This is a genomic window from Janthinobacterium sp. Ant5-2-1 (genome assembly GCF_001445815.1).
GTDB classification, from domain to species: Bacteria; Pseudomonadota; Gammaproteobacteria; order Burkholderiales; family Burkholderiaceae_D; genus Janthinobacterium; species Janthinobacterium lividum_E.
This window is the reverse complement of record NZ_LNCE01000025.1, coordinates 118,716-141,775: the sequence shown is the minus strand read 5'-3', so window position 1 is coordinate 141,775 and position 23,060 is coordinate 118,716. Positions and strand designations below refer to the sequence as shown.

At 62.6% G+C, this 23,060-nt stretch carries 13 protein-coding genes and 1 tRNA gene; 3 read left to right on the top strand and 11 right to left on the bottom strand.

All coding sequences use genetic code 11. From position 1 onward, the window contains the following. Nucleotides 1–32 precede the first annotated feature (32 nt). The 5 genes from ASN89_RS09655 to ASN89_RS09635 form a co-directional block, all read right to left on the bottom strand. Entirely contained in the window at nucleotides 33–1,223 is a 1,191-nt protein-coding gene (locus ASN89_RS09655; RefSeq protein ID WP_200969003.1) for an MFS transporter, read from the bottom strand. A gap of 356 nt (nucleotides 1,224–1,579) precedes the next feature. Further along, nucleotides 1,580–3,073, bottom strand: a complete 1,494-nt coding sequence (locus ASN89_RS09650; protein ID WP_058049107.1) for an efflux transporter outer membrane subunit — start codon at nucleotides 3,071–3,073, stop codon at nucleotides 1,580–1,582. Further along, nucleotides 3,070–6,258, bottom strand: coding sequence for an efflux RND transporter permease subunit (locus ASN89_RS09645; RefSeq protein WP_058049106.1), 3,189 nt, complete (start codon nucleotides 6,256–6,258; stop codon nucleotides 3,070–3,072). Before ASN89_RS09645 ends, ASN89_RS09650 begins: the two co-directional genes overlap by 4 nt. After that, a complete protein-coding gene (locus ASN89_RS09640; RefSeq protein ID WP_321166320.1) occupies nucleotides 6,258–7,424 on the bottom strand; it encodes an efflux RND transporter periplasmic adaptor subunit in 1,167 nt (388 codons plus the stop codon). Before ASN89_RS09640 ends, ASN89_RS09645 begins: the two co-directional genes overlap by 1 nt. 562 nt (nucleotides 7,425–7,986) lie before the next feature. Beyond that, a complete protein-coding gene (locus ASN89_RS09635; protein WP_058049104.1) occupies nucleotides 7,987–9,234 on the bottom strand; it encodes an MFS transporter in 1,248 nt (415 codons plus the stop codon). Nucleotides 9,235–9,293: 59 nt separating this feature from the next. On the opposite strand from ASN89_RS09635, the gene ASN89_RS09630 reads away from it, so the two are divergent. Then, nucleotides 9,294–10,289 (top strand): AraC family transcriptional regulator, encoded by a 996-nt coding sequence (locus tag ASN89_RS09630; protein ID WP_058049103.1) that lies wholly within the window; start codon nucleotides 9,294–9,296, stop codon nucleotides 10,287–10,289. A gap of 589 nt (nucleotides 10,290–10,878) precedes the next feature. On the opposite strand, the gene ASN89_RS09620 is transcribed toward ASN89_RS09630, so the two are convergent. The 5 genes from ASN89_RS09620 to ASN89_RS09600 all read right to left on the bottom strand — a co-directional run bounded on the left by ASN89_RS09620 (nucleotide 10,879) and on the right by ASN89_RS09600 (nucleotide 17,582). Then, nucleotides 10,879–10,955: transfer RNA gene (locus ASN89_RS09620), tRNA-Pro, on the bottom strand. A gap of 102 nt (nucleotides 10,956–11,057) precedes the next feature. Further along, nucleotides 11,058–11,672, bottom strand: coding sequence for a TetR/AcrR family transcriptional regulator (locus ASN89_RS09615; RefSeq protein WP_034752166.1), 615 nt, complete (start codon nucleotides 11,670–11,672; stop codon nucleotides 11,058–11,060). Between the two features lie 68 nt (nucleotides 11,673–11,740). Then, the gene (adeC, locus tag ASN89_RS09610) at nucleotides 11,741–13,189 is read right to left on the bottom strand and encodes an AdeC/AdeK/OprM family multidrug efflux complex outer membrane factor (protein WP_058049102.1); all 1,449 of its coding nucleotides are present in this window, start codon (nucleotides 13,187–13,189) and stop codon (nucleotides 11,741–11,743) included. Nucleotide 13,190: 1 nt separating this feature from the next. Next, nucleotides 13,191–16,355: an efflux RND transporter permease subunit gene (locus tag ASN89_RS09605; RefSeq protein WP_046685764.1), complete on the bottom strand. Its 3,165-nt coding sequence runs from the start codon at nucleotides 16,353–16,355 to the stop codon at nucleotides 13,191–13,193. A 15-nt stretch (nucleotides 16,356–16,370) separates the two neighbouring features. Further along, complete coding sequence (locus ASN89_RS09600) at nucleotides 16,371–17,582, bottom strand: efflux RND transporter periplasmic adaptor subunit (protein WP_058049101.1); 1,212 nt, start codon at nucleotides 17,580–17,582, stop codon at nucleotides 16,371–16,373. A 443-nt stretch (nucleotides 17,583–18,025) separates the two neighbouring features. On the opposite strand from ASN89_RS09600, the gene ASN89_RS09595 reads away from it, so the two are divergent. Then, a complete protein-coding gene (locus ASN89_RS09595; RefSeq protein ID WP_058049117.1) occupies nucleotides 18,026–19,510 on the top strand; it encodes an ATPase domain-containing protein in 1,485 nt (494 codons plus the stop codon). 7 nt (nucleotides 19,511–19,517) lie between these two features. After that, nucleotides 19,518–21,059 carry an ATP-binding protein gene (locus ASN89_RS09590; protein WP_058049100.1) on the top strand — a complete coding sequence of 514 codons (1,542 nt, stop codon included), beginning with the start codon at nucleotides 19,518–19,520 and terminating at the stop codon, nucleotides 21,057–21,059. 3 nt (nucleotides 21,060–21,062) lie between these two features. On the opposite strand, the gene ASN89_RS09585 is transcribed toward ASN89_RS09590, so the two are convergent. After that, nucleotides 21,063–22,949 carry an MFS transporter gene (locus ASN89_RS09585; RefSeq protein ID WP_035820937.1) on the bottom strand — a complete coding sequence of 629 codons (1,887 nt, stop codon included), beginning with the start codon at nucleotides 22,947–22,949 and terminating at the stop codon, nucleotides 21,063–21,065. Nucleotides 22,950–23,060: the final 111 nt, after the last annotated feature.

Sequence of the window (23,060 nt, the reverse complement as noted above, 5' to 3'; positions counted from 1 at the left end):
CATCATTGCCAGCTTCCATTAACTTAAGGACGTTAACCCACTGGCACCTCTCGTTGCGGACCAGTCGATCCAACGAACACCAGTGCCGCGAACGCGGCCAAGCCGGCGGCGACACCAGCGCCCAGGAATGCGGCCTGAAAACCCGCCAGCACGCCTTCCGTGGTGTGGCCCGTACCGGAGGTCGCAAGCGCAACCATCATGGCGAGACCTATGGCAGAGCCGATCTGATAAGTTGTATTGATCAAGCCTGAAGCCAGGCCTGTTTCCTCAGGCCTGGCGCCGGCCATGCCTGTCATCGTCGTCGGAATATACGCCAGGGCCATACCCAGGGCGGCAAGCAGGGAGGCCGGGAGAACGTGCGTCACGTATGCACCGTTCAGCGGAAGGTTCGCAAACATGAGCAGCGCGCCAGCCATCAGCAACAAGCCAAGCACAAGGTTGGACTTGACGCCAAACCGGCCAATCAGCTTGCCAGAAAATCCCACCATCACGATCATGATCGTGATGGTCATGGGCAGCAACGCCAAGCCGCTGGCGAGCGCCGAAAGACCAAGAATTTGCTGGAGATACAGGTTCAGGAAGAACCAGAGCGGGATCCAGGCGGCCCCAAGCAATGCCATCACAAAATTGCCTGCCGCCAAGTTCTTCGTCTTGAAAATGCCCAGAGGAAGCAGCGGTTCGCGTCGCACGAACTGGCTGATCAGGAAGACGGCGAACAGTCCGGCGGAAATCGGCAAAATCGGCACCGAACCAAGGCTGGCAGATTCGATGGTGACGATGGCATAGACAAGACTGACAAGCGCCCCAGTCACACTGATCGCGCCAAACCAGTCAACGGCCCCAATGCTGCGCGGCGACTTGCGAAGCACGGCTGGAATCAGGGCCAGCACGAGCAGGCCGAGTGGCACGTTAATCAGGAAGGTCCAAGGCCAGGTCATCCATTCGGTGATGACGCCACCTAAAAACACGCCAGCTGAGCCGCCTGCAGCCGCCGCGGCACCCCAGAAGCCAAATGCTTTGCCAAGTTCGGCACCGTCATGCCCGAAAAGGCGCATGACGATCGTCAGTGCGGACGGTGCGATCAATGCGGCACCCACTCCCTGCAATGCGCGACCGGCAAGCAGCATTTCCTGGCTGTGTGCCAGCCCGGCCAACAGCGAAGCAGAAGTCAGTATGGCAAATCCGCTCGTAAAAATACGGCGGGCGCCAAGCAAGTCGCCCAACCGTCCTCCCAAACAGCAGCAGGCCGCCAAAGGCGATGACATAGGCATTGAATATCCAGCTCAGCCCACTGGCGCTGAAACCGAGGTCCCGCTGCATGGCGGGAAGTGCCACACCGATGATGGACGTATCGAGAATCACGATGAACTGGGCGGCGCACAGCAAGGCCAGCGCAGCCCATCTCTTCGGATCAGGTATCAATTGTTGCATTGGAGTTCTCCAGATCAATTTCCCGCGTATTGCGATTGACATGGAGTATTTGGCTTACAACGCTGGGATGGTCAAGGGATAAGGCGCAAGGCCCGGACCGCCGTGTATCAACAGGGTCGGCCCGGCATGCCGCTCGCGCACAGGCAGATCAAGGCCTGCCGGCGAGTTGCTTCGTCCGGGGAAGCGCCCCGGCGCCTTCACAGTCGTAGCTTGCCTGCGCGCAGATCTCCCAGCCGCCGCCCAGCGCCTTGTAGATGCTGACAACCGCAAGCCGCTGGTTGGTGCGCGCGACGGCCAGCGCGCGACGGCTGGCAAAGTCGGCCCGTTCCGCTTCGAGCACGTCCAGGTACAGGCCCGCGCCTGCCGAAAACTGTAACCTGGCAAGTCGCGCAGCCTCGCGGTTTGCCACCGACTCAAGCAGCCGCAAGCCGAGCGTGCTGCCTGCCGTGTCATGGGCTTTGAAGGCATCGTCCGTTTCCTGGAGTGCGCGCAGGACGGTCTGGTCGTAGACGAGCAGGGCTGCCCGGGCGCGTGCCTCGCTGGCCGCGATGCGGGCGCGTACGCGCCCCGTATCGAGCAGATTCCAGCGGATGACGGGGCCGAGAAAGCTCGACTGCATGCCGGCGTCGCCCATCGCATCGAGGCTCCCCCCGACGAGTCCGATGGAACCCGTTACCTGGACCTCGGGATACAGGCCTGCCGTCTCCACCCCGATGCGGGCGGTCGCGGCAGCCAGGTTGCGCTCGGCCGCCGCAATATCGGCGCGCCGCGCGAGCAGCCCGGCAGGATCGCCCACGGCGATCGTCCGCACCGTCAGCGCATCACTTGCCGGCGTGGCGGCAGGAAGACGGAACGTCTGCGGCACTTCGCCAAGCAGGATGGCCAATGCGTTGACGGAGGCCGCGCGGCGGCGCTCCAGTTCGGGCGCGGCCACCTCCACCGAGCGCAGCAAGGCCTCGGCGCGAAGGCGGTCGAGTTCGCTGGCAGAGCCTGCGCTCACCATGCGCTCGACCAGCGCCAGGCTGTCGCGCTGGCTTTGGGTGATACTGGCAACAACAGCGAGTTCAGCCTCGATGCCGCCTAGCTCGAACCAGGTGCTCGCCACCGCGGCAGCGACGCCCGCTTGCACGCCGCGCAGCAAGGCTTCGCGCGAACCCGCCTGCGCCTGGCCCGCCTCCACGGACCGCCGCACGCGGCCAAACAGGTCAATCTCCCAGGAAGCATCGACGGTGGCACGATAGATTTCGCTCTGGCGCGGCTGGCCGGGCAGCGTTTCGGCCTTGCTCAAACGGCGCTTCTCGTACCCGAGCGCGGCCCCGCCTTGCGGCAGGAAACCCTGCCTGTCTTCGCGCAGCAAGGCTTTGGCCTCCGCGAGCCGGGCGGCAGCGATGCCGACGTCGTGGTTGGCCGCCAGCGCCCGCTGGATCAGGGTGACCAGCGCCGGGTCGTCGAAGCTGCGCCACCACTCCACCTCGACCGCTCCCGGCGCGAGACCGGCGTGGGCCTGAGCTGGGCTGCCGGAAAACTGCGATGCGGACAGCGGCGGCGGCAAGGGCGGCGCATAATCGGGGCCGACCGCGCAGCCGGCCAGCAACGTGAGCCCACTCAATGAAACTACAATTGTTTGATACGGGCTGTTCATGATGCGCTCCTGTGCATGCTTGTCTGGGTCGTTGGCGTGTGGCGCTCGAAGCGGGCCGCCAGGGCGCGCATCACCACATAAAACACGGGCGTGAGGAACAATCCGAACAGTGTCACGCCCAGCATGCCGGCGAACACCGCGATGCCCATGGCCTGGCGCATCTCGGAGCCGGCGCCACTGGCGAAGACCAGCGGCACGACGCCGGCGATGAAGGCGAGCGAAGTCATCAGGATGGGCCGCAGTCGCAACCGGCAAGCTTCGATGACCGCATCGAGCGCGCTCGCCCCTTCCATTTCCAGGCTACGTGCGAACTCGACAATGAGGATGGCGTTCTTGGCGGCCAATCCGACCAGCACGATGAGCCCGATCTGCACGAAGATGTTGTTGTCGCCGCCCGCCAGCCACACGCCGATGATCGCGCTCAGCAGACACATCGGCACGATCATCAGGACGGCCAGCGGCAGCAGCCAGCTGTTGTACTGCGCGGCCAGGATCAGATAGGCAAGCAGCACGCACAGCGGGAAGATGAACAGCGCCGAATCGCCGGCCAGCTTTTGCTGGTAGGTAAGATCCGTCCATTCAAAGCTCATGCCTTCAGGCAGCACCTCCTTCGCCAGCCGTTCCATGACAGCTATCGCCTGCCCCGAACTGACGCCTGGCATCGCGCCGCCCGAGATGTCGGCCGAGGGATAGCCATTGTAGTGAACCACGCGGTCAGGACCGGAGCTGGGCGTGACGGTGACAAACGACGACAAAGGCAGCATGTCGCCGGCCGCGTTACGTACCTGCAAGCGGCCGATGGCCTCCGCCTGCATGCGATGCTCCGCATCGGCCTGGGCCGTCACCTTGTAGGTCCGGCCGAAGCGGTTGAAGTCGTTGACGTAGAGGGAACCGAGATAGATCTGCAGCGACTCGAACACGTCGGCCAGGCGCACGCCCTGGCTCTTGACCTGGGTACGGTCGATGGCGACCTCGAGCTGCGGCGCATTGACGTCCAGGCTGGTCATGAGGCCGGCCACCTGTCCCGACTCGCTTGCCTTGGTCATCAGGATATGCGTCTGCTGCACCAGGGCATCGAGCCCGGCGCTGCCACGGTCTTCGACCAGCATCTTGAAGCCGCCGGTCGCGCCAAGGCCGGGCACTGGCGGCGGCGGGAACACGCCGAGGAAACCGTCGGGAATGCCGGCGAACTTCGCCTGCAGGCGCCCGGCGATCGCGCTCGCCGTGAGGTCAGGCGTCGTGCGGGCCTTGAACGGGTCGAGCATGACGAACATGACGGCCGCGTTCGGCACGTTGACGAAGCCGTTGATCGACAAGCCAGGGAAGGCGACGACGCTTTCAACGCCAGGCTCGGCCAGCGCAATCTTCGACATCTGCTTGGCGACGGCGTCGGTGCGGTCTAGCGATGACGAGTTGGGCAGCTGAGCGATTGCCACCAGATAGTATTTGTCCTGCATCGGCACGAAGCCCGGCGGCACGGCCTTGAAGCCGAAGAAGGTCAGCGCGAGCAGGCCGCCGTACACGAGCAAGGCCACGCCGCTGACCCTGACGACTTTGCGCACGGTGTTGCCATACGCATCCGGCGCGCGCTGGAACGGCCGGCCCAGCATCTGCAACAGGCGCTCGGCACGGCCACGCAGGCTGCGTGGATCATGCACGGCGCCAGCCCCGGCCTTGACCTTACCTGGCTTGAGCAGGAGGCCGGCAAGCGCCGGGCTGAGCGTGAGCGAATTGACGGCCGACAGGATGGTAGAGATGGCGATCGTCAGCGCGAACTGGCGGTAGAACTCGCCCTGCAGGCCGCTCAGGAAGGCGGTCGGAATGAACACGGCGGCAAGCACCGAGGTGATCGCGATGATGGGACCCGTGACCTCGTCCATGGCGCGCCTTGCCGCTTGCCTGGGCTCTTCGCCATTTTCGATGTGGCGTTCGACGTTCTCGACCACCACGATGGCGTCGTCGACGACGATGCCGATCGACAGCACCAGGCCGAACAGGGACAGCGTGTTGAGCGAGAAGCCCATCAGATGCATGACGGCGAAGGTGCCGATCAGCGATACGGGCACCGCCATGAGGGGAATCAGCGAGGCGCGCCAGTTGCGCAGGAACAGCACCACCACGATGACGACGAGAATGATCGCCTCCAGCAAGGTCGTTGCCACCGATTCCAGCGAGGCACGCACAAAGACCGTCGGGTCGTAGGCGATGCGCGAGCTCAATCCCGCCGGGAAATTTTCCTCCAGCCGCCGCATGGTGTCGCGTACCGCCTGCGCAACGTCGAGCGCGTTGGCGCCTGGGCTTTGAATGATTTGCAAGGCGACGGCCGGCTCGCCGTCCAGCAGGCTGCGCAGCGCATAGGCGTCGGCACCCATCTCGATGCGGGCCACGTCGCGCAAACGCGTCACCTGGCCTTCGGCGCCCGTGCGGATGATGATGTCGCCGAACTGTTCCTCGTCGGTCAAGCGTCCGAGCGTGTTGACCGTCACCTGGAAGGCGGCGCTGGAATCGGGAGACTGGCCGACGGAACCGGCGGCCACCTGCACGTTCTGTTCGCGCACGGCGGCAATCACCTCGCCGGCCGTCAGGCCGCGTGCGGCGATCAGGTTCGGGTCGAGCCACAGCCGCATGCTGTATTCGCCCGCGCCCCAGACGAGGACGTCGCTGATGCCGGGGATGCGGGACAGTTCGTCGCGCACCTGCAGGTAGGCGTAATTCGATATGTACAGGGGATCGTAGCGCTTGTCGGGCGACAGCAGGTGGACCACCATCAAGATGTCCGGCGAGGTTTTCTGCGTGACGACGCCCTGGCGCTGCACTTCTTCAGGCAAACGCGGCAACGCGCGCGCGACCCGGTTCTGCACCTGGATCTGCGCCATGTCGGCATTCGTTCCCTGCGCGAAAGTAACGGTCAAGGTCATGCGGCCGTCGGTTGCCGATTGCGACGACATGTACTGCATGCCCTCGACCCCGGTGATGGCCTGCTCGAGCGGCGCCGCCACCGTTTCGGCGATCACCTTGGGATTGGCGCCAGGATAGGCGGCGCTCACCTGCACGGTCGGCGGCGTTACCGCGGGATACTCGCTGAGCGGCATCTGGAAGAAAGCAACGATGCCGGCGAGCACCATCAGGACCGAGAGGACGATGGCAAAGATCGGGCGGTCGATGAAGAAACGTGGGAAGGACATTACGCGGCTCCCGAGGTTTTCGGCACGGCGATGGGCGTGCCGTCGATGCCGGCCGACTGCGGCGTCACCTGCATGCCAGGGCGCACCAGGCCCTTGACGACGATGCGCTCGCCGGGCTGCAGCCCCTGCTCGATCACGCGCAAACCGTCGACCATCGGGCCAAGCTCGACGGGCCGGAACTCCGTCTTGTCGCCTTTGCCGACCACCAGCACATAGCGGCGCCCCTGGTCCGTGCCTATCGATTGGTCGGACACGAGCACCCTGGCTTGCTGCGCCCCCGTCTCCAGCCTGACCTTGGCAAACAGGCCGGGCGTGAGTTTTCCATCGGGGTTGTCGACCACGGCGCGGACGCGCACCGTTCCCGTGCCGCGATCGGCGGCGTTGGCCAGGAAATCGACATGGCCGTGGCGCGTGTATGTCTTGTCCGTGGCCAGCGCCACCATGACCTTGGCCGCCTGCGTTCCACGCGCGGTGGCGCTGGCGCGGCCGGCGGCGAGCGAGCGCAAATAGGTGCGTTCATCGACATCGAAATACACGTGCAGGGGATCGATGGAAACGATCGTCGTCAGGGGCGTCACGCCGCTGGCGACGTAGTTGCCCTCGGTGACGAGGACTTGGCCGACTCGTCCGCTGATCGGCGCCGTGACGCGCGTGAAACCGAGCTCCAGCTGCGCAGCGTCGAGCGCGGCCCTGGCGGCATCAACCTGTGCCTTGCCCGCATGCAGGGCCGCCGTCGCCACGTCGAGACGGTCGCGCGCGACGATCTTCGTGGCAAACAGCTGTTCGGCCCGTGCATGCTCGGCCTGCGCCAGCATCGATGCCGCTTCAGCCTCGCGCAGGCGCGCCGTGGCGGCATGCACCGCCGCCTGAAACACGCGCGGATCGATCACGAAGAGCTTGCTGCCCTTCTCGACAAAGCGGCCTTCCGGCACGCTCACGTCCTGCAGGTAGCCCGCCACCTGCGGGCGCAGCTCAACCCGCTTGACGGCGGTCAGCGAGCCGTTGAACTCGACGTAAGGTGTTGCCTCGCGAACGATCACTTCGGCAACGGGAACGCTGGGCGGCTTGGCGGCAGCGGCAGGCGATGCCGCCTGCTTGCATCCGCTGACGGCAAGCGCGGTGCCCAGCACCGCGGTAATCAGGGTTATTGGTGTGACTTTCATCATTGTGCCTTTCGCGACTGGAGTCGACATGGTTTTGTTGAGCTGAAACAACTCCCATTGCCTTTATCCGACCTGACACACTTGGAAGGTCAAGCTTTTTTATCAATGTGAGGGCTGTGGCGGAGGGGTGCTATTGGCTCGCACAATGACCGTGTCAATATGTCTTTGGCGTGTATGGAGTGAGGAACGCCGCATCTGGGCCCGCGCCAGGACAACCCTCCGTGGGCGCGCGGCACAGATATGCGCATACTGAAAGAATCACAGATCGAGGGTGGGCGGATCAGGATCAAGCCAGGCAAGACACAAAAAACAGTGGCAAAGCTGTCGATATCGCCGTCATGCCTGAGACTGCCGAAGTGATCGCCCGCGCCCATGACTACAAATCAAGTATGGGTTAATCAGTCAGTTCGTGTTCCCGCCGCAAAAAGGTGGCGCCGACACCCGATCGGGCCTCAGTTCGATGTGGGATGGCGCCGATGATACGCAGCAGCGCCAAGCCCGACGGTAATGGGAAAATTTTCGGCTGACGTGACCCAAATATTGAAAATTCGGATGTGGCTTGCGCTCAACCGTGCAGCACTGGGGCAGCGCTGGCACCGTGCTGCGGCAATTCGACTCGCACTCTTAAAGCGATAACGAGAGCAGCGAACAGCATCACAACGCCAGCAATAATGAAAACGCCCGTGACTCCACCAAACCCGAACATAATGCCACCCAATGCAGCGCCGGCAGCTATTGAAGATTGCACCGCAGCGACGACCATGCCACCAGCGGTCTCCGCTTGATCAGGGACAGCACGGGCTACCCAGTTGGACCAGGCGACAGGTACGCCGCCGAACGCCAGGCCCCACAGAGCGACCAAAAGCATCAGGCCTGTTCCTTGGACTGGCAGTAGGATCATGCCGAATGCCGCCAAGCCCACAAGCGCAGGCATGAGCACTAAAGTAGCACGCAGGCTGCGCTCCATTAGCCAGCCGGCCAGCAGCGTGCCAACGAAGTTGGCGACACCAAAACCCAGGAGCATCAGAGACAAACCGTTTACATCTATATGGGCAACGCTTTCAAGCGCGGGGCGAATATAGGTGAACAATGCATATTGCCCCGTATGGGCAAGTACGCAGCCCAACATCCCGATCCCGATCCCCGGGCGACGGAGCAATCCCAGTACCGATGTGGTGCGCATCATGGTGCGCGGCGCCATACGGGGCAGCGTGAACAATTGAAACAAAAGTGTTAGCCCTCCGACAGCCGCGGCTGCTATAAATGCACTGCGCCAGCCATATAGCCCCCCCAGGTAGCTGCCCAACGGCACGGAAACGACCGTCCCGATGGCGATGCCACTGAATATGATGGATAGCGCTCGCGGCACCAACTTTGCCGGTACCAGCCGCATGGCCACGGCTGCCGCCATGCTCCAAAAACCTCCTAAGGCGACGCCCAGCAGAATGCGCATCACCAACAATACTGTCAAGCTTGAGGACAACGCCACCAGCAGGTTGGAGGCGATCATCAGCACTGTGAAAGCCAACAAGACGACACGCCGGTCAAAATGACGCGTGAGACGTGGCACCGACAGCCCGGCGAACATGGCCACGACGGCCGTCACCGTCACTGCCTGACCAGCTAGTGCCTCCGATACGCCAAGGTCGAAGGCCATCGGGGTCAATAGACTGGCTGGCAAGTACTCCGCCGTCAGTAAACCGAAAACCCCCATTGCCAGTGAAAACACTGCCATCCATGCTGCCGCCACTGGCTCTACAGACACATCGTTCGCGTTGGGCGTTTGCCCGGTAGCAAAAACATCGTTGTTCATCTCTACAATCCCTAAAACAATCAGAGTCGAAAGTCTAGAGGTAAAATTCAGGATGATCTATGATGGTGAATCCTGATGTTTTGATCGAAACACCTAAAATGCGCAAGCAAAATCAAATGCCCCTATCATCTAATCTCGTCAGTGAACTATTGACCGGCATGCGCCTGCGTGGAGTCCAGTACCGCCGCATTCAGACCGGTCCAGCTTTCGGCATAGGCTTTGAAGACAAGCCAGGCCACGCCTACTTCCACTTCCTGGCCGTTGGCACTGCCTTCATATCTACGGATGATGGTGAGTTGCACAAGCTGTCCGCCGGTAGCGCGGCGTTCATGCCTCACGGTGGGAGGCATCAGCTTCTATCGGATGCGGGTATTGCATTTCAGGACATCGCACAGTTCTATGCCGCGCCCCTTGGTGAATCCGTTAGCGGAGTGGACACATGTCCGAGTACGCACCCCGTGCCCAGTGCGGTTATTTTTTACGGCTGCATGGAATTCGATCTCGGCGGGATGCAAGGGATCGGCAAGCTGATGCCAACCGTCATGGTGGCTGACACGCAAGCGCAAGGCTATCCCGGATTACTGCCTGTTCTTGATTCGATGAAGCGTGAAATCTGCGCCGGCCGTATTGGCTTTGCAGGCATTCTCGCTCGCCTGGCGGAAGTCGCGGCAGCAATGATCGTGCGCGGCTGGATTGAATGCGGTTGTGAAAACGCTTCTGGCCTCCTCGCCGCATTGCGCGATCCACGCCTTGCTCGTGCCATATTGGCGCTGCACCGCCAGCCTGGCCGTGAGTGGACAGTTGCACAGTTGGCTGCGGAGTGTCATATCTCCCGCTCTGTCTTCGCGCGACGCTTTGAAACCACCATCGGAGTGCCGCCCCTGCGCTATGCCACGGAATTGAGAATGCGTCTTGCCACACAATTGCTCACTCACGAAAGAGTGTCCATCGACGTCGTCGCCCGACGCCTTGGCTATACATCTCAAGCCGCGTTCAGTCGTGCTTTCAAGCGCGTCATCGGCAAGCCGCCGGGTGCCTGTCGGCAAATGCTTTGAGGAGAGTAGCTTAAAGAAGCGCCGATCAATCCATTTTTTCAGCGGCATAGTCGCAAAGTGGCCGAACAGCACGTCGATCAAGCGCATTCGGTCGGAAACCATTGAGCCAGCCTACTCTGAGCGGCGCTCCACCCGGGCCATCGACAAATACGCGTTCCAGCTTTCTGCGCTCCTGAAAACCGAGGCGACGCGATCACGCAAGCAACGGCGCACGCTGAAACAGATCCATGAAGACTTGAAGGAATTGGGACTCGAGGTATCTGACGACAAGGGCGCGGCGTTCGCGAGGACATCGAGGGAGGGGTAAACTGAGGGGGCCAATCCGGCCAGCAAACGAACACTGACGGCGCAGGTGGTGGAAAAGGTGTTCAAGGCACCAAGCCAGCGCACTATATTTGTGGTGACGTCGTCCTTCATCGCGGATACTAAAAGAGACTGCAGACGATTCCTACAACGTTCAAGACAGTTCTTGCTCTCGTTAAGACACCTACATCAGGGACGCAAAAGTCACAAAAAAAAGCTGTGTACACATCTGTGTACACAGCTTCTTATCTCAGCAGCACAAAAACTGCCAAGTCTTTGATTCTAATGGTCGGGGCGAGAAGATTCGAACTTCCGACCCCATGCACCCCATGCATGTACGCTACCAGGCTGCGCTACGCCCCGACGAGGTGGGAATTATAGCAGACGCTTTTAGGTTTTTGCCATGCTTTGCGCACGATTCATATCGAACTGCGCAAACTTTTTTGCATGCCCCGTCCAGGCACCCTATTCGCTCAGCAGCAGCGCCGTCAGGACTATGCGGAAACCGGCGATCAGCGGTTCGACCTTGACGTCGGGATTGTGCACCACGCGCACGGGCAAGCCCTGGTACATGGCGATCATGGCATTCAAGCGCCCTTCGAGCATCTCTTCGTCGGCCGGCAGGCCGCGCTTGATACGCGCGTCGCGGATGATCGTCAGGAACAGGGCGCGCGAACGCCGGTCGGCACAATGCAGCATTTCGGCAATGGCGGGATTGCGCGAGGCCTCGGCAAAAATTTCCAGCGGCATCACCCAGGTTTTCGGGTCCAGGCTTTCCAGCACGTGCTCTCCCGCATTGTCGATCACCGACTGCAGCGGGTCTTCGCGCTGCGCCAGATCCTGCATCAGGTTCGACACCCGCTCGGTGTTCTTCATGACGAAGGCGGCGATGATCGCATCCTTGCTGTCAAAATAATTATAGATGTGGCCCGCGCTCATGCCGGCCGCTTTCGATATCTCGGCCATGCTGGCGCCGTGAAAGCCGCGGCGGCTGAAACAGCTTTCGGCCGCATCGAGCACCTGCTTGCGCCGCGTGTTGGCGCGCTCCGGGTCCGGATGCTTCTTTTCAACTTGGTTCATGATTTTCCAGTAGCGCGCCGGCCCTGCCCCTGCGGACAAGGGCAAGGCCGGCGTCGGCGTCCCCGTGGTTATTGGGTGCCGCCAGCCGCCGCGACGGCTGTCTGCTCAGGCTGCCAACCGCCGCCCAGCACCTTGTACAGGGTGACCAGGTTGGTCGATTTGGCCAGGCGCGCCGTGATCAGGCTCTGCTGCGCCGTGTACAGCGCGCGCTGGGCCACCAGTGCGTTCAGGTAGGACTCGGCGCCCTGCTTGTAACGCGCATCGTGGATGGTGTAGCTCTTCGTCGACGCCTCGACCAGCGAGACCTGCGACTGCAGGCGCTCGTCGATGGTGCCGCGCTGGGCCAGCGCATCGGACACTTCACGGAAGGCGACCTGGATCGCCTTTTCGTATTGCGCCACGGAGATTTCACGCTGCACCTTGGCGATATCGAGGTTGGCGCGGTTCACGCCGCCATCGAAGATCGGCAAGCTGATCTGCGGCAGGAAGCTCCACGTGCCGCTGCCCGCCTTGAACAGGCCGGACAGGTTGTCGCTGACCGAGCCCGCCGTCGCCGTCAGCGAAATGCGCGGGAAGAAGGCCGCGCGCGCCGCGCCGATATTGGCGTTGGCAGCGCGCAGGGTGCGCTCGGCCGCCAGCACGTCGGGACGGCGTTGCAGCACGTCCGACGGCACGCCGGACGGAATGTCCGCCAGCGCCGTCACGGCGCCGAACTCGGCCTGCGGCAGCAGGTCGGCCGGCACAGGGCCGCCCACCAGCAGCACCAGCGCATTCTGGTCGAGCGCCACCTGGCTGGTGTAGACAGCCACGTCGGAACGGGCCGACTCGACACTGGTCTGGGCATCGTACTTGTCCAGGCCCGAGGTGGCGCCCGCACTGAAACGGCGCACGGCCAGGTCATACGACGACTGCTGGCTCTTCAGGGTGTTTTGCGCCACGCGCAGGCGCTGCTGGTCGGCCACCAGGTTCAGATAGGTGCTGGCCACTTCGGCCACCAGACTGATCTGCTGTGCACGGCGTGCTTCTTCCGTGCCCAGGTATTGTTCCAGCGCGCTGTCGGACAGGCTGCGCACGCGGCCGAAGAAATCCAGCTCGTACGCCGACACGCCCAGGTTCGCCGTGTACTGGCGATTGATCGACGCTTCGCCCGTCGGGCTGGCGTTTTTCGAGATGCGCGTGGCCGACTGGCCGCCCGAGGCCGACAGGGTCGGGATCAGGGCGGCGCGTTCGATGCCGTAGGTGGCGCGCGCCTTCTCGATGTTCAGGATCGAGACGCGCAGGTCGCGGTTGTTGGCCAGGGCCAGTTCCAGTACCTGGCGCAAACGCGCATCGGCAAAGAACTCGCGCCAGGCGACGTCCGCCACCGGCTTGGCGTCGGCGGCGGCCATGTCGGCCTTGTAGGAAGGACCGGTCGGCCACGCCGTGGGCGCCGGCGCTGCCGGACGCTCGTACGTGGGAGCCAGGCTGCAACCGGCCAGCAAGGCCAGTGCCGCCATGGAGAGTAGCGTTTTTTTCATATTAATGCGCATCCTTAGAAAGCGTGACGGCTGGCGAACCAGGCGTCGCCGGCGTGGTCGGCGCGTCCGACTTCGAGAAGAAGCCGCGCACCAGGACGAAGAACACCGGCACGAAGAAGATACCGAGGAACGTGGCCGTCAACATACCGCCCAGCACGCCGATACCGATGGCGTTCTGGCTGCCGGAACCGGCGCCGCTGGAAATAGCCAGTGGCAACACGCCCAGGCCGAAGGCAATCGACGTCATCAGAATCGGACGCAGACGCAGACGCACCGCATGCAAGGTCGCGTCCAGCAGCGACATGCCCGATTCCTGCATTTCCTTGGCGAATTCGACGATCAGAATCGCATTCTTCGCCGACAGGCCCACCACCGTGAGCAAGCCCACCTGGAAGTACACGTCGTTCGACAGGCCGAACAGCCACGTGCCCAGCACGGCGCCGATCACGCCCAGCGGTACCACCAGCAGCACGGAGAATGGAATCGACCAGCTTTCATACAGCGCAGCCAGGCACAGGAACACGATCAGCAGCGACAGCGCATACAGTTGCGGCGTCTGCGAACCGGATTCGCGCTCTTCCAGCGATACGCCGGTCCAGCTCATGCCGATGCCAGGCGGCAGCTTGGCGACCATTTCTTCCATCGCGTTCATGGCGGCGCCCGTGCTTTGGCCCGGCGCCGGCGTACCGAGGATCTCTACCGACGGCAAGCCGTTGTAGCGTTCCAGGCGTGGCGAAGCGTAGATCCACTTGCCCGTGGCGAAGGCCGAGAACGGCACCATCTGGCCAGCGGTATTGCGCACGAACCACTTGTTCAAGTCTTCCGGCAGCATGCGCGATTCGGCATTGCCTTGCATGAACACTTTCTTCACACGGCCGCGGTCGAGGAAGTCGTTTACATACGAACTACCCCAGCCCACGCTCAGCACGCGGTTGATTTCCGAGATCTGCAAGCCCAGCGCGGTAGCTTTCTGCTGGTCGATGTCAATCTTGTATTGCGGGGTATCTTCCTGGCCGTTCGGGCGCACGCCGACCATGGCCGGATTCTGCGACGCCATGCCCAGCAACTGGTTACGCGCCGCCATCAGGGCGTCATGGCCGACGCCGCCGATATCCTGCAGCTGCATGTCGAAACCGGTGGCGTTACCCAGTTCCAGCACGGCAGGCGGAGCGAAGGTAAACACCATCGCATCCTTGATCTGCAACAACTTGCCCATGGCACGACCGGCCACGGCCGGCGCTTTTTGCGCCACGTCCTTGCGCAGCGACCAGTCTTTCAGGCGCACGAAGGCGATACCCGTATTCTGGCCGTTACCGCCGAAGCTGAAACCGGCCACGGCAAACACGGAAGCGACGTTATCTTTCTCGCTGTTCATGAAGTGGTCTTCGACCTGCTCGATCACTTTCAGGGTGCGCTCTTGCGTGGCGCCCGTCGGCAATTGAATCTGCGTAAACAGGATGCCCTGGTCTTCTTCCGGCAGGAAGGAGGTCGGCAGGCGCATGAAGACGAATACCAGGCCGGCCAGCAGGATGACGTACAACAGCATCGAACGGGCGCGGTGCGTGATCATCGCGCCAACCATGCTTTGGTATTTGTTGCTGCTGCGATCAAAACTGCGGTTGAACCAGCCGAAGAAACCCTTGTTCGTCGCGTGATGGCCTTTTTCGACCGGTTTCAGCAAAGTCGCGCACAAGGCTGGCGTAAATACCAGCGCGACGACGACGGACAGCACCATCGACGAGACGATCGTGATCGAGAACTGGCGGTAAATCACGCCCGTCGAACCGCCGAAGAAGGCCATCGGCACGAACACGGCCGACAACACCATGGCGATACCGACCAGCGCGCCTGTGATCTGCGTCATGGACTTGCGCGTCGCTTCCAGCGGCGACAAGCCCTCTTCGCTCATCACGCGCTCGACGTTTTCCACCACCACGATCGCATCATCGACCAGCAGGCCGATGGCCAGCACCATGGCGAACATGGTCAGGGTATTGATCGAGTAACCGAAGGCATTCAGGATGCCGAAGGTACCGAGCAGCACGACCGGCACGGCCATGGTCGGGATCAGGGTGGCGCGGAAGTTTTGCAGGAACAAATACATCACCAGGAATACCAGGATGACGGCTTCGACCAGGGTCTTGACCACTTCCTCGATCGACAGTTTCACGAACGGGGTGGTGTCGAACGCCACCTGGTAGCTCATGCCTTCAGGGAATTGTTTGCTCAGGTTGCCCAGCATGGCTTTCGCCGCGTTGGCCGTATCGAGCGCGTTGGCGCCCGTCGCCAGCTTGATCGCCACGCCGGTCGCCGCATGGCCGTTGTAGCGGGCCACGGTGTTGTAGTTCTCGCGGCCCAGTTCCATGCTGGCCACATCCTTCAGATGCACCATGGCGCCCTCGGTGGTGGTTTTCAGCAAGATGGCGCCGAACTGCTCCACCGTCTGCAAGCGGCTTTGCGCCGAGACGGTAGCGTTCAGCTGCTGGCCCTTGACGGACGGCGTGCCGCCCAGTTCACCGGCCGACACTTCCGCATTCTGCGCCTGCACGGCCGTGATCACGTCCGCCGGGGTCAGGTTGAAGCTTTGCAGCTTGGCCGGGTCGAGCCAGATACGCATGGCGTACTGCGAACCGAACAGCGTCACATCGCCCACGCCCGGCACGCGGCTCAGCGGATCGACGACGTTGGCGGCCACATAGTCGCTCAAGTCGGTCTGGTCCATCTTGCCGTTTTCGGAAATGAAGCCGAACACCATCAGGAAGTTTTTCGTGGCTTTCGACACGACAAGACCCTGTTGCGTGACAGCCGTCGGCAGCAGTGGCGTAGCCAGCTGCAGCTTGTTCTGTACCTGCACCTGGGCGATGTCGGGATTGGTGCCGCTGGTAAACGTCAGCGTGATGCTGATGCCGCCAGTCGCATCGCTCGACGAGGACATGTAGCGCAAGCCGTCGATACCCTTCATCTTTTGTTCGATGACCTGGGTGACCGCATCTTCCACGGTCTTGGCGGAGGCGCCAGGGTAGGAGCCGCTGATCGAAATCGACGGCGGAGCGATGCTCGGGTACTGCGCGATCGGCAGGCTGAGGATCGAAATCACGCCGGCAAGCATGATGACGATCGCGACCACCCAGGCAAAAATCGGGCGGTCAATGAAAAAACGGGCCATTAATATTCTCCTGAATTAGTGGGCGCTGGCAGCCGATGCGGCGGCAGCGGCAGCGGCGGGCGCAGGAGCGGCTTCGGCCTTGGCAGGTACGGCAACGGCTGGAGCGCCTGGCTTGACTTTTTGCAAGCCTTCCACGATCACGCGGTCGCCTGCGGCCAGGCCGGACGTCACCAGCCAGTTGGTGCCGACGGTGCCGCTGGTGGTCAGCACGCGCTGCTCGACCTTGTTTTCCTTGTTCAGGATCATGGCCGTGGCCTGGCCCTTCTGGTTGCGCGTCACGCCCACTTGCGGCACGGTAATGGCTTTCTCATCGACGCCCGTTTCCAGCTGCGCACGCACGTACATACCTGGCAGCAATTCGCCTTTCGGGTTCGGGAACAGCGCGCGCAGGATCACATTGCCCGTGGTCGGATCGACCGTCACGCCGGAAAACTGCAGCTTGCCCGATTCGCCGTACTTGCTGCCGTCCGGCAGAATCAGGTCGACCTTGGCCTGGCCTTCGCCCACTTTCTTCAGCGAGCCGTCGGCCATCTGGCGCTTCAGGCGCAGCAAATCCGTGCTCGACTGGGTCACGTCGACATAGATCGGATCGAGTTGCTGCACGGTGGTCAGCGCTTCAGCCTGGCCGGCCGTCACCAGCGCGCCGGCCGTCACGGTCGAGCGGCTGGTGCGGCCGCTGATCGGCGCCGTCACGGTGCTGTAGCGCAGGTTGATGTTGGCCGATTCCAGCGCCGCAGTGGCGGACTCGACGTCTGCCTTGGCTTGCTCGAACGCAGCGACGGCATCATCGTATTCCTGGCGGCTCACGCCTTCGATGGCGACCAGTTCCTTGTAGCGGGACGCTTTCGGACCGGCCGTCAGCAGATTGGCCTTGGCTTTCGACAGCGCGGCCTTGGCCGAATTGGCGGCAGCCTGGTACGTGGCGGAATCGATCTGGTACAGGGCCGTGCCCGCTTTCACATCGCTACCCTCGACAAACAGGCGCTTCTGGATCAAGCCGCCGACTTGCGGGCGCACATCGGCGACCTGGTAGGCGTTCGTGCGGCCAGGCAATTCGGCGCTCATCGGCAACGCGGCCGGATTAACAGTAAACACGACCACCTGCGGCGCTTGCTGCGCGTGAGGTGCTTCCTGTTTTTTACTGCAGCCGGCCATGATTACAGTGGCGCACAGAACGGCAATAGCGCCGCTCGTACGCGGCGACGTCAGGGAAAAGGTTGGTTGCATCTTGGACTTTCTGAAAAAGAAGCTGGCTAGTGTCGTTAGAAATGACTAAATTTATTAACGCAGATCAAAGAATGAACGATCATTCTAAAATCGTCAAGCATCGTTACAATTGAAACATAGTAACCATCAAGCGAGTTAAATTATCAATGAGGCAACAAAATAAAGACAGCTACAGAGACGGCACGTCAGAAAAGTCAGCTGCGAAGCTGGCGGACGGTGGCAAAATGGCAATATGGAAAAGGTGGATTGAGTGAATACTGTAGCAGGGTCAAGATTTCTTTGCTGAACTCACCGACACGGACGCAACACCGCTCCTCACGGCAGGCGTGGCGGAATAATTATTTACCAATGGTATCGAAAAGACATTCCGCAGCAGACGCGCTACTATATTAACCACGGCGTGGCGAAGCGGGGGCGCGATGATGACGGCACAGGCGCAAGGAATGGCGCAACACGATGACGCGGGCGGCCTGGACGCACTGCTGTCGACGGGCGTCCCCGGCCTCGACGCCATTCTCACGGGCGGCTTGCTGGCCGAGCGCCTGTACCTGGTCGAAGGCGTGCCCGGCACGGGCAAGACCACCCTGGCGCTGCAGTTTCTGGCCGAAGGGGCGCGCAGGGGCGTGCCCGTGCTGTATATCGCGCTGGCCGAATCCGAGATCGAACTGCGCGCCGCCGCCCTGTCGCACGGCTGGGACCTGGCCGGCATCGCCATCGAAGAGGTGGCGCCCAATGACGACATGCTCGATCCCGAGCGCCAGTACACCATCTTCCACCCGTCGGAAATCGAACTGGCCTCGACCAACCAGCGCATCCTGGCCGCCATCGAAAAACACCGCCCTGCCCGCCTCGTGCTCGATTCGCTGTCCGAATTGCAGCTGCTGGCGGAAAACCCCCTGCGCTACCGGCGCCAGGTCGTGGCCTTGAAACAATACCTGGCCAGCCGGCACTGCACCACCATGCTGATCGACGACCGTTCCGCGCTCGACGACGGCTTGCAAGTGCGTAGCGTGGCCCATTGCGTGATCTCGCTGGAGCTGCAAAACCAGGACTACGGCACTGACCGGCGCCGCGTGCGCGTGGTGAAATACCGGGGCGTGCCGTTTCGCAGCGGCACGCACGACTACAAGATCGCCCATGACGGCCTGGTCGTCTTTCCGCGCCTGGTGGCGGCCGACACGCGCCGCGATGGCGGCCATCAGCGCCTGTCGAGCGGCGTACCCGAGCTCGACGCCACGATAGGCGGCGGCCTGGAAGAAGGCATGAGCACGCTCATTTCCGGCCCCGCCGGCAGCGGCAAATCCACCCTGGCGGCGCAATTCGTGCACGCGGCCACGGAGCGCGGCGAACCGTGCGCCATGTTCCTGTTCGAAGAAGCGCGCAGCAAGCTCCTGACCCGGGCCGACAGCGTGGGCATGCGCCTGCAGGCGGCGCTCGACACGGGCTTGCTCAGCGCACAGCAGATCGATCCGGCCGAACTGACGCCGGGCGAATTCGCCCAAGCCGTGGTCGACGCGGCGCAGCGGGGCGCCAAGGTGATCGTCATCGATAGCTTGAACGGCTACATGCATGCCGTACCCGATGAGCGCTTCCAGAGCACCTACCTGCACGAACTGCTCAATTACCTGAGCCAGCACGGCGTGGCCACCCTGCTCGTTGGCGTGCAGCAAAACATGCTGGGCACCTCGATGACGACGGCGGCCGACGCCAGCTATCTGGCCGACAGCGTCATCATGCTGCGCTACTACGAAACGGAAGGCGAAGTGCGGCAAGCCATTTCCGTCTTCAAGAAGCGCGGCAGCGCGCACGAGCGCAGCATCCGCCGCTTCGACATCAGCCCGCAGGGCATCCGCATCGGCCCGGCCCTGGCCGGCTTTCACGGCATCCTGTCGGGCTTGCCCACCATCGGCGGCACGCCATTCCCCTAGGAATGCCATGGAGCAGCGCATCCTGATCTACGCGCCTGCCGGCCAGGATGCCGCCCTGGCCGGCACGGTATTGGCGGGCAGCGCCATCGCCAGCCACGCCTGCCGCTCGCCCGGCGAACTGGCCGAGCAACTGGCGCTGGGCGCCGGCGGCGTGCTGACGGTGGACGAGGTGCTGCATGCGGGCGTCTACGCCGTGCTCGACGCTTACACCCGCCAGCAGCCGGACTGGTCCGACTTGCCGATTACCCTGCTGACGCACGCACGGCTCGACTCCCTGCCCTTGCGACAAGCCATTGCCACCCTGGGCAACCTGACCCTGCTGGAACGCCCCGTGCATATCCTGACCCTGATCACCTCGGCCCATGCCATGCTGCGCGCGCGCCAGCGCCAGTACCAGGTGCGCGAGACGCAGCGGCGCAAGGATGAATTCATTGCCAGCCTCGGGCATGAACTGCGCAATCCGCTGGCGCCCATCAAGTCGTCGGTGGCCCTGCTCAAGCACCTGTTTCCCGCATCGGAGCAGGTGGGCAAGCTGAGCGACGTGATCGAGCGCCAGGTGACGCACCTGACGCGGCTGGTCGATGACTTGCTCGACGTGGCGCGCATCACCAGCGGCAAGGTGCTGCTGCAGCGCAAGGAGTTTGAGCTGCAGCAAGTGCTCGAGCATGTCATGGAACTGTGCCAGCCTGCGGCCAGCAGCCGGCACATCGGCATCACGCTGGAATTGCCGCCGCATGCCGTGACCTTGCACGCCGACTATGCCAGGGTGGTGCAGATCTTTTCCAATATCGTGTCGAATGCCGTCAAGTTCACGCCGGACGGCGGGCACATTCACATGACGGCACGCCTGGCGCAGGAGCAGTTGCAAGTGATGGTCGAAGACAATGGCATCGGCATCGATCCGGATGCCATCGCGCGCATTTTTTCCATGTTCGAACAGGGACGCACGGTGGCGGGCCAGATAAAAAGCGGCCTGGGTATCGGCTTGAGCCTGGCGCGCCAATTTGCCGAAATGCATGGCGGCAGCATCGAGGCCTACAGCGACGGCCCCGGGCGCGGCAGCCGCTTCATCGTCAGCTTGCCAGCCAGCGCTGGGAACGCCGCAGCAGCCACGCCAGCGGCCGCCGGGAGCGTAACTCAAGCCAATGCGGACCAGCGCGTGCAAGTGCTGGTGGTGGACGATAACCGCGACGCGGCCGATTCCCTGCAAAGCCTGTTCCAGCTCGAGGGCTATGCCGCCACGGTCGCGTATGGCGGCGCGCAGGCGCTGGCGGCCGTCGAGACGGCGTGGCCGCAACTGGTCGTGATGGATTTGGGCATGCCGGACATGGATGGCTACGAAGCGGCGCGCCAGATCCGCCAGCGCGCGCACGGGCGCGACGTGCTGATCATCGCCCTGACGGGCTGGGGCCAGGGTGAAGCCCGCGCACGGACCGAGCAAGCCGGTTTCGATCATCACCTGACGAAACCGGTGGACTTCGACGCCATCACCGCCCTGCTCCGCGCGCACCTGGAGCGACAGGAAGGGACGGCTATGCGAACGGAGTGACGCTTATTTCCACTTGCCGCGCAACTCCTGCACTTTTTGCTGCAGCAACTCCGGCGTGGCAGCCTCGGGCGCCACGGGCATGCCCACAGCCAGTGACAAACGCGAGCGCAAGCCTGCCTTGAAGGCGCGCTCGAACAAATGGCCGTTGCGGTGGCTCAACAGATGGCCCCACAAGCCGCGCAGCGCCAGCGGAATCACGGGCACCTTGCTGCGCTCGACGATTTTGGCGATGCCGCCCTTGAATTCGCTGATCTGGCCCGTGCGCGTCAGCTTGCCCTCGGGGAAGATGCAAACAAGTTCGCCTTCGTGCAGCGCCTGCGCGATATCGATGAAGGCCTTTTCCATGAGGAACGGGTCTTCCTTGGCCGGCGCGATGGGAATCGCCTTGGCCGTACGGAAAATCCAGCCCATCAGCGGCATCTTGAAAATGCGGTGATCCATGACGAAACGGATGGGGCGCGGACTGGCCGCCATGATGACGATGGCGTCAACATAGCTGACATGGTTGCACACCAGCACGGCCGCCCCTTCCGTGGGGATGCGCTCGCCATCGACGACTTTGACACGGTGCACGGTCTGGATGAGTATCCATGCGAGGAAGCGCATGAGGAATTCCGGCACCAGCGAGAAGATGTAGGCGGCTACCAGCGCATTCAAAATGGCCGTAACGAGGAACAGCTGCGGAATCGTAAATCCTTGTCCCAGCAGCACGATGGCCACGCCGGCGGCCGCCACCATGAACAGGGCGTTGAGGATATTCATGCCGGCGATGGTGCGCGAAATGTGTTTCGGGTCGCAGCGCGTCTGGATCAGGGCGAACAGGGGCACGATGAAAAAGCCGCCGAACACGCCGATCATGACGATGTCGATCAGAATGCGCGGCACGCCCGCCTGGCTGACGAACGCCAGTGCATCAACCACTTGCGTATTCGCATACGCATTGCTGGCGAAATACAGGTCGATGCCGAACAGCGACAGGCCGATGGAGCCGAACGGCACCAGGCCGATCTCGATCTTGTGGCCGGACAGGCGCTCGCACAGCAGGGAGCCCGTGCCGATGCCGACAGAAAACACGGTCAGCAGCAGCACGAACACGCTGTGGTCGCCATGCAGGAAATCCTTCGAATACACGGGGAACTGGGCCAGGATCAGGGCGCCATAGAACCAGAACCAGGAATTGCCCAGCATGGCCAGGAAAACGGGCCGGTTCTTGCGCGAAAAGTTCAGGTTGCGGAACGATTCGGCGACGAAGTTCAAACTCACCTTCAAGTCCGGCTCCGGCGCGGGCGTACGCGGCACACGGTAGCTGGCGATCAGGCCGAACACGGCCACGGCAATCGTCGCGCCGGCCACCAGTTCCACGCCCAGCGGCTTGTGCACGATCAGCACGGCGCCGAGGATTTCACCCAACAAAATGCCGACAAACGTGCCCATCTCGATCAGGCCATTGCCGCCGACCAGTTCCTCGGGTTTCAGTTGCTGCGGCAGGTAGGCATACTTGACGGGGCCGAACAGGGTCGAATGCACGCCCATGCCGACGACGGCGGCCACCAGCAGCCACAGGGTATGCGTCATCCAGCCCGCGGCAGCCACGGCCATGATGGCCAGTTCCATCCACTTAACGAAACGGGCCAGACCCGCCTTTTCGAACTTGTCGGCCAGCTGCCCCGCCGTGGCCGAGAACACGACGTAGGGCAGGATGAACAGGCCGGGAATCAAATTGGTGATGGTGGACGGGTCTAGCGTGGTCCAGCTCAGCGCATCGTAGGCGAGGATCACCATCAGGGCCGTCTTGAACAGATTGTCGTTGAAGGCGCCAAAGAACTGGGTCCAGAAGAAGGGCCCGAAACGGCGTTGCGACAATAAGGAAAACTGGCTGCTTTGACTCATGGCATGGGGAACCGGCAATTAAGGAATTGCTAAAATACAGCACTATCTTGCGCACGACAATCTGATTGTCGTCATCTTGCTTGGCGTCAATACGGAAAGCGCCGCACCGCG

What these genes read in the sequence shown, in the direction of transcription:
- ASN89_RS09650 (WP_058049107.1), bottom strand. Translation starts at nt 3,073, where the DNA reads ATGAACAGCCCGTATCAAACAATTGTAGTTTCATTGAGTGGGCTCACG.
- ASN89_RS09645 (WP_058049106.1), bottom strand. Translation starts at nt 6,258, where the DNA reads ATGTCCTTCCCACGTTTCTTCATCGACCGCCCGATCTTTGCCATCGTC.
- ASN89_RS09640 (WP_321166320.1), bottom strand. Translation starts at nt 7,424, where the DNA reads ATGATGAAAGTCACACCAATAACCCTGATTACCGCGGTGCTGGGCACC.
- ASN89_RS09635 (WP_058049104.1), bottom strand. Translation starts at nt 9,234, where the DNA reads ATGAACAACGATGTTTTTGCTACCGGGCAAACGCCCAACGCGAACGAT.
- ASN89_RS09630 (WP_058049103.1), top strand. Translation starts at nt 9,294, where the DNA reads ATGATGGTGAATCCTGATGTTTTGATCGAAACACCTAAAATGCGCAAG.
- ASN89_RS09615 (WP_034752166.1), bottom strand. Translation starts at nt 11,672, where the DNA reads ATGAACCAAGTTGAAAAGAAGCATCCGGACCCGGAGCGCGCCAACACG.
- adeC (WP_058049102.1), bottom strand. Translation starts at nt 13,189, where the DNA reads ATGAAAAAAACGCTACTCTCCATGGCGGCACTGGCCTTGCTGGCCGGT.
- ASN89_RS09605 (WP_046685764.1), bottom strand. Translation starts at nt 16,355, where the DNA reads ATGGCCCGTTTTTTCATTGACCGCCCGATTTTTGCCTGGGTGGTCGCG.
- ASN89_RS09600 (WP_058049101.1), bottom strand. Translation starts at nt 17,582, where the DNA reads ATGCAACCAACCTTTTCCCTGACGTCGCCGCGTACGAGCGGCGCTATT.
- ASN89_RS09595 (WP_058049117.1), top strand. Translation starts at nt 18,026, where the DNA reads ATGGCGCAACACGATGACGCGGGCGGCCTGGACGCACTGCTGTCGACG.
- ASN89_RS09590 (WP_058049100.1), top strand. Translation starts at nt 19,518, where the DNA reads ATGGAGCAGCGCATCCTGATCTACGCGCCTGCCGGCCAGGATGCCGCC.
- ASN89_RS09585 (WP_035820937.1), bottom strand. Translation starts at nt 22,949, where the DNA reads ATGAGTCAAAGCAGCCAGTTTTCCTTATTGTCGCAACGCCGTTTCGGG.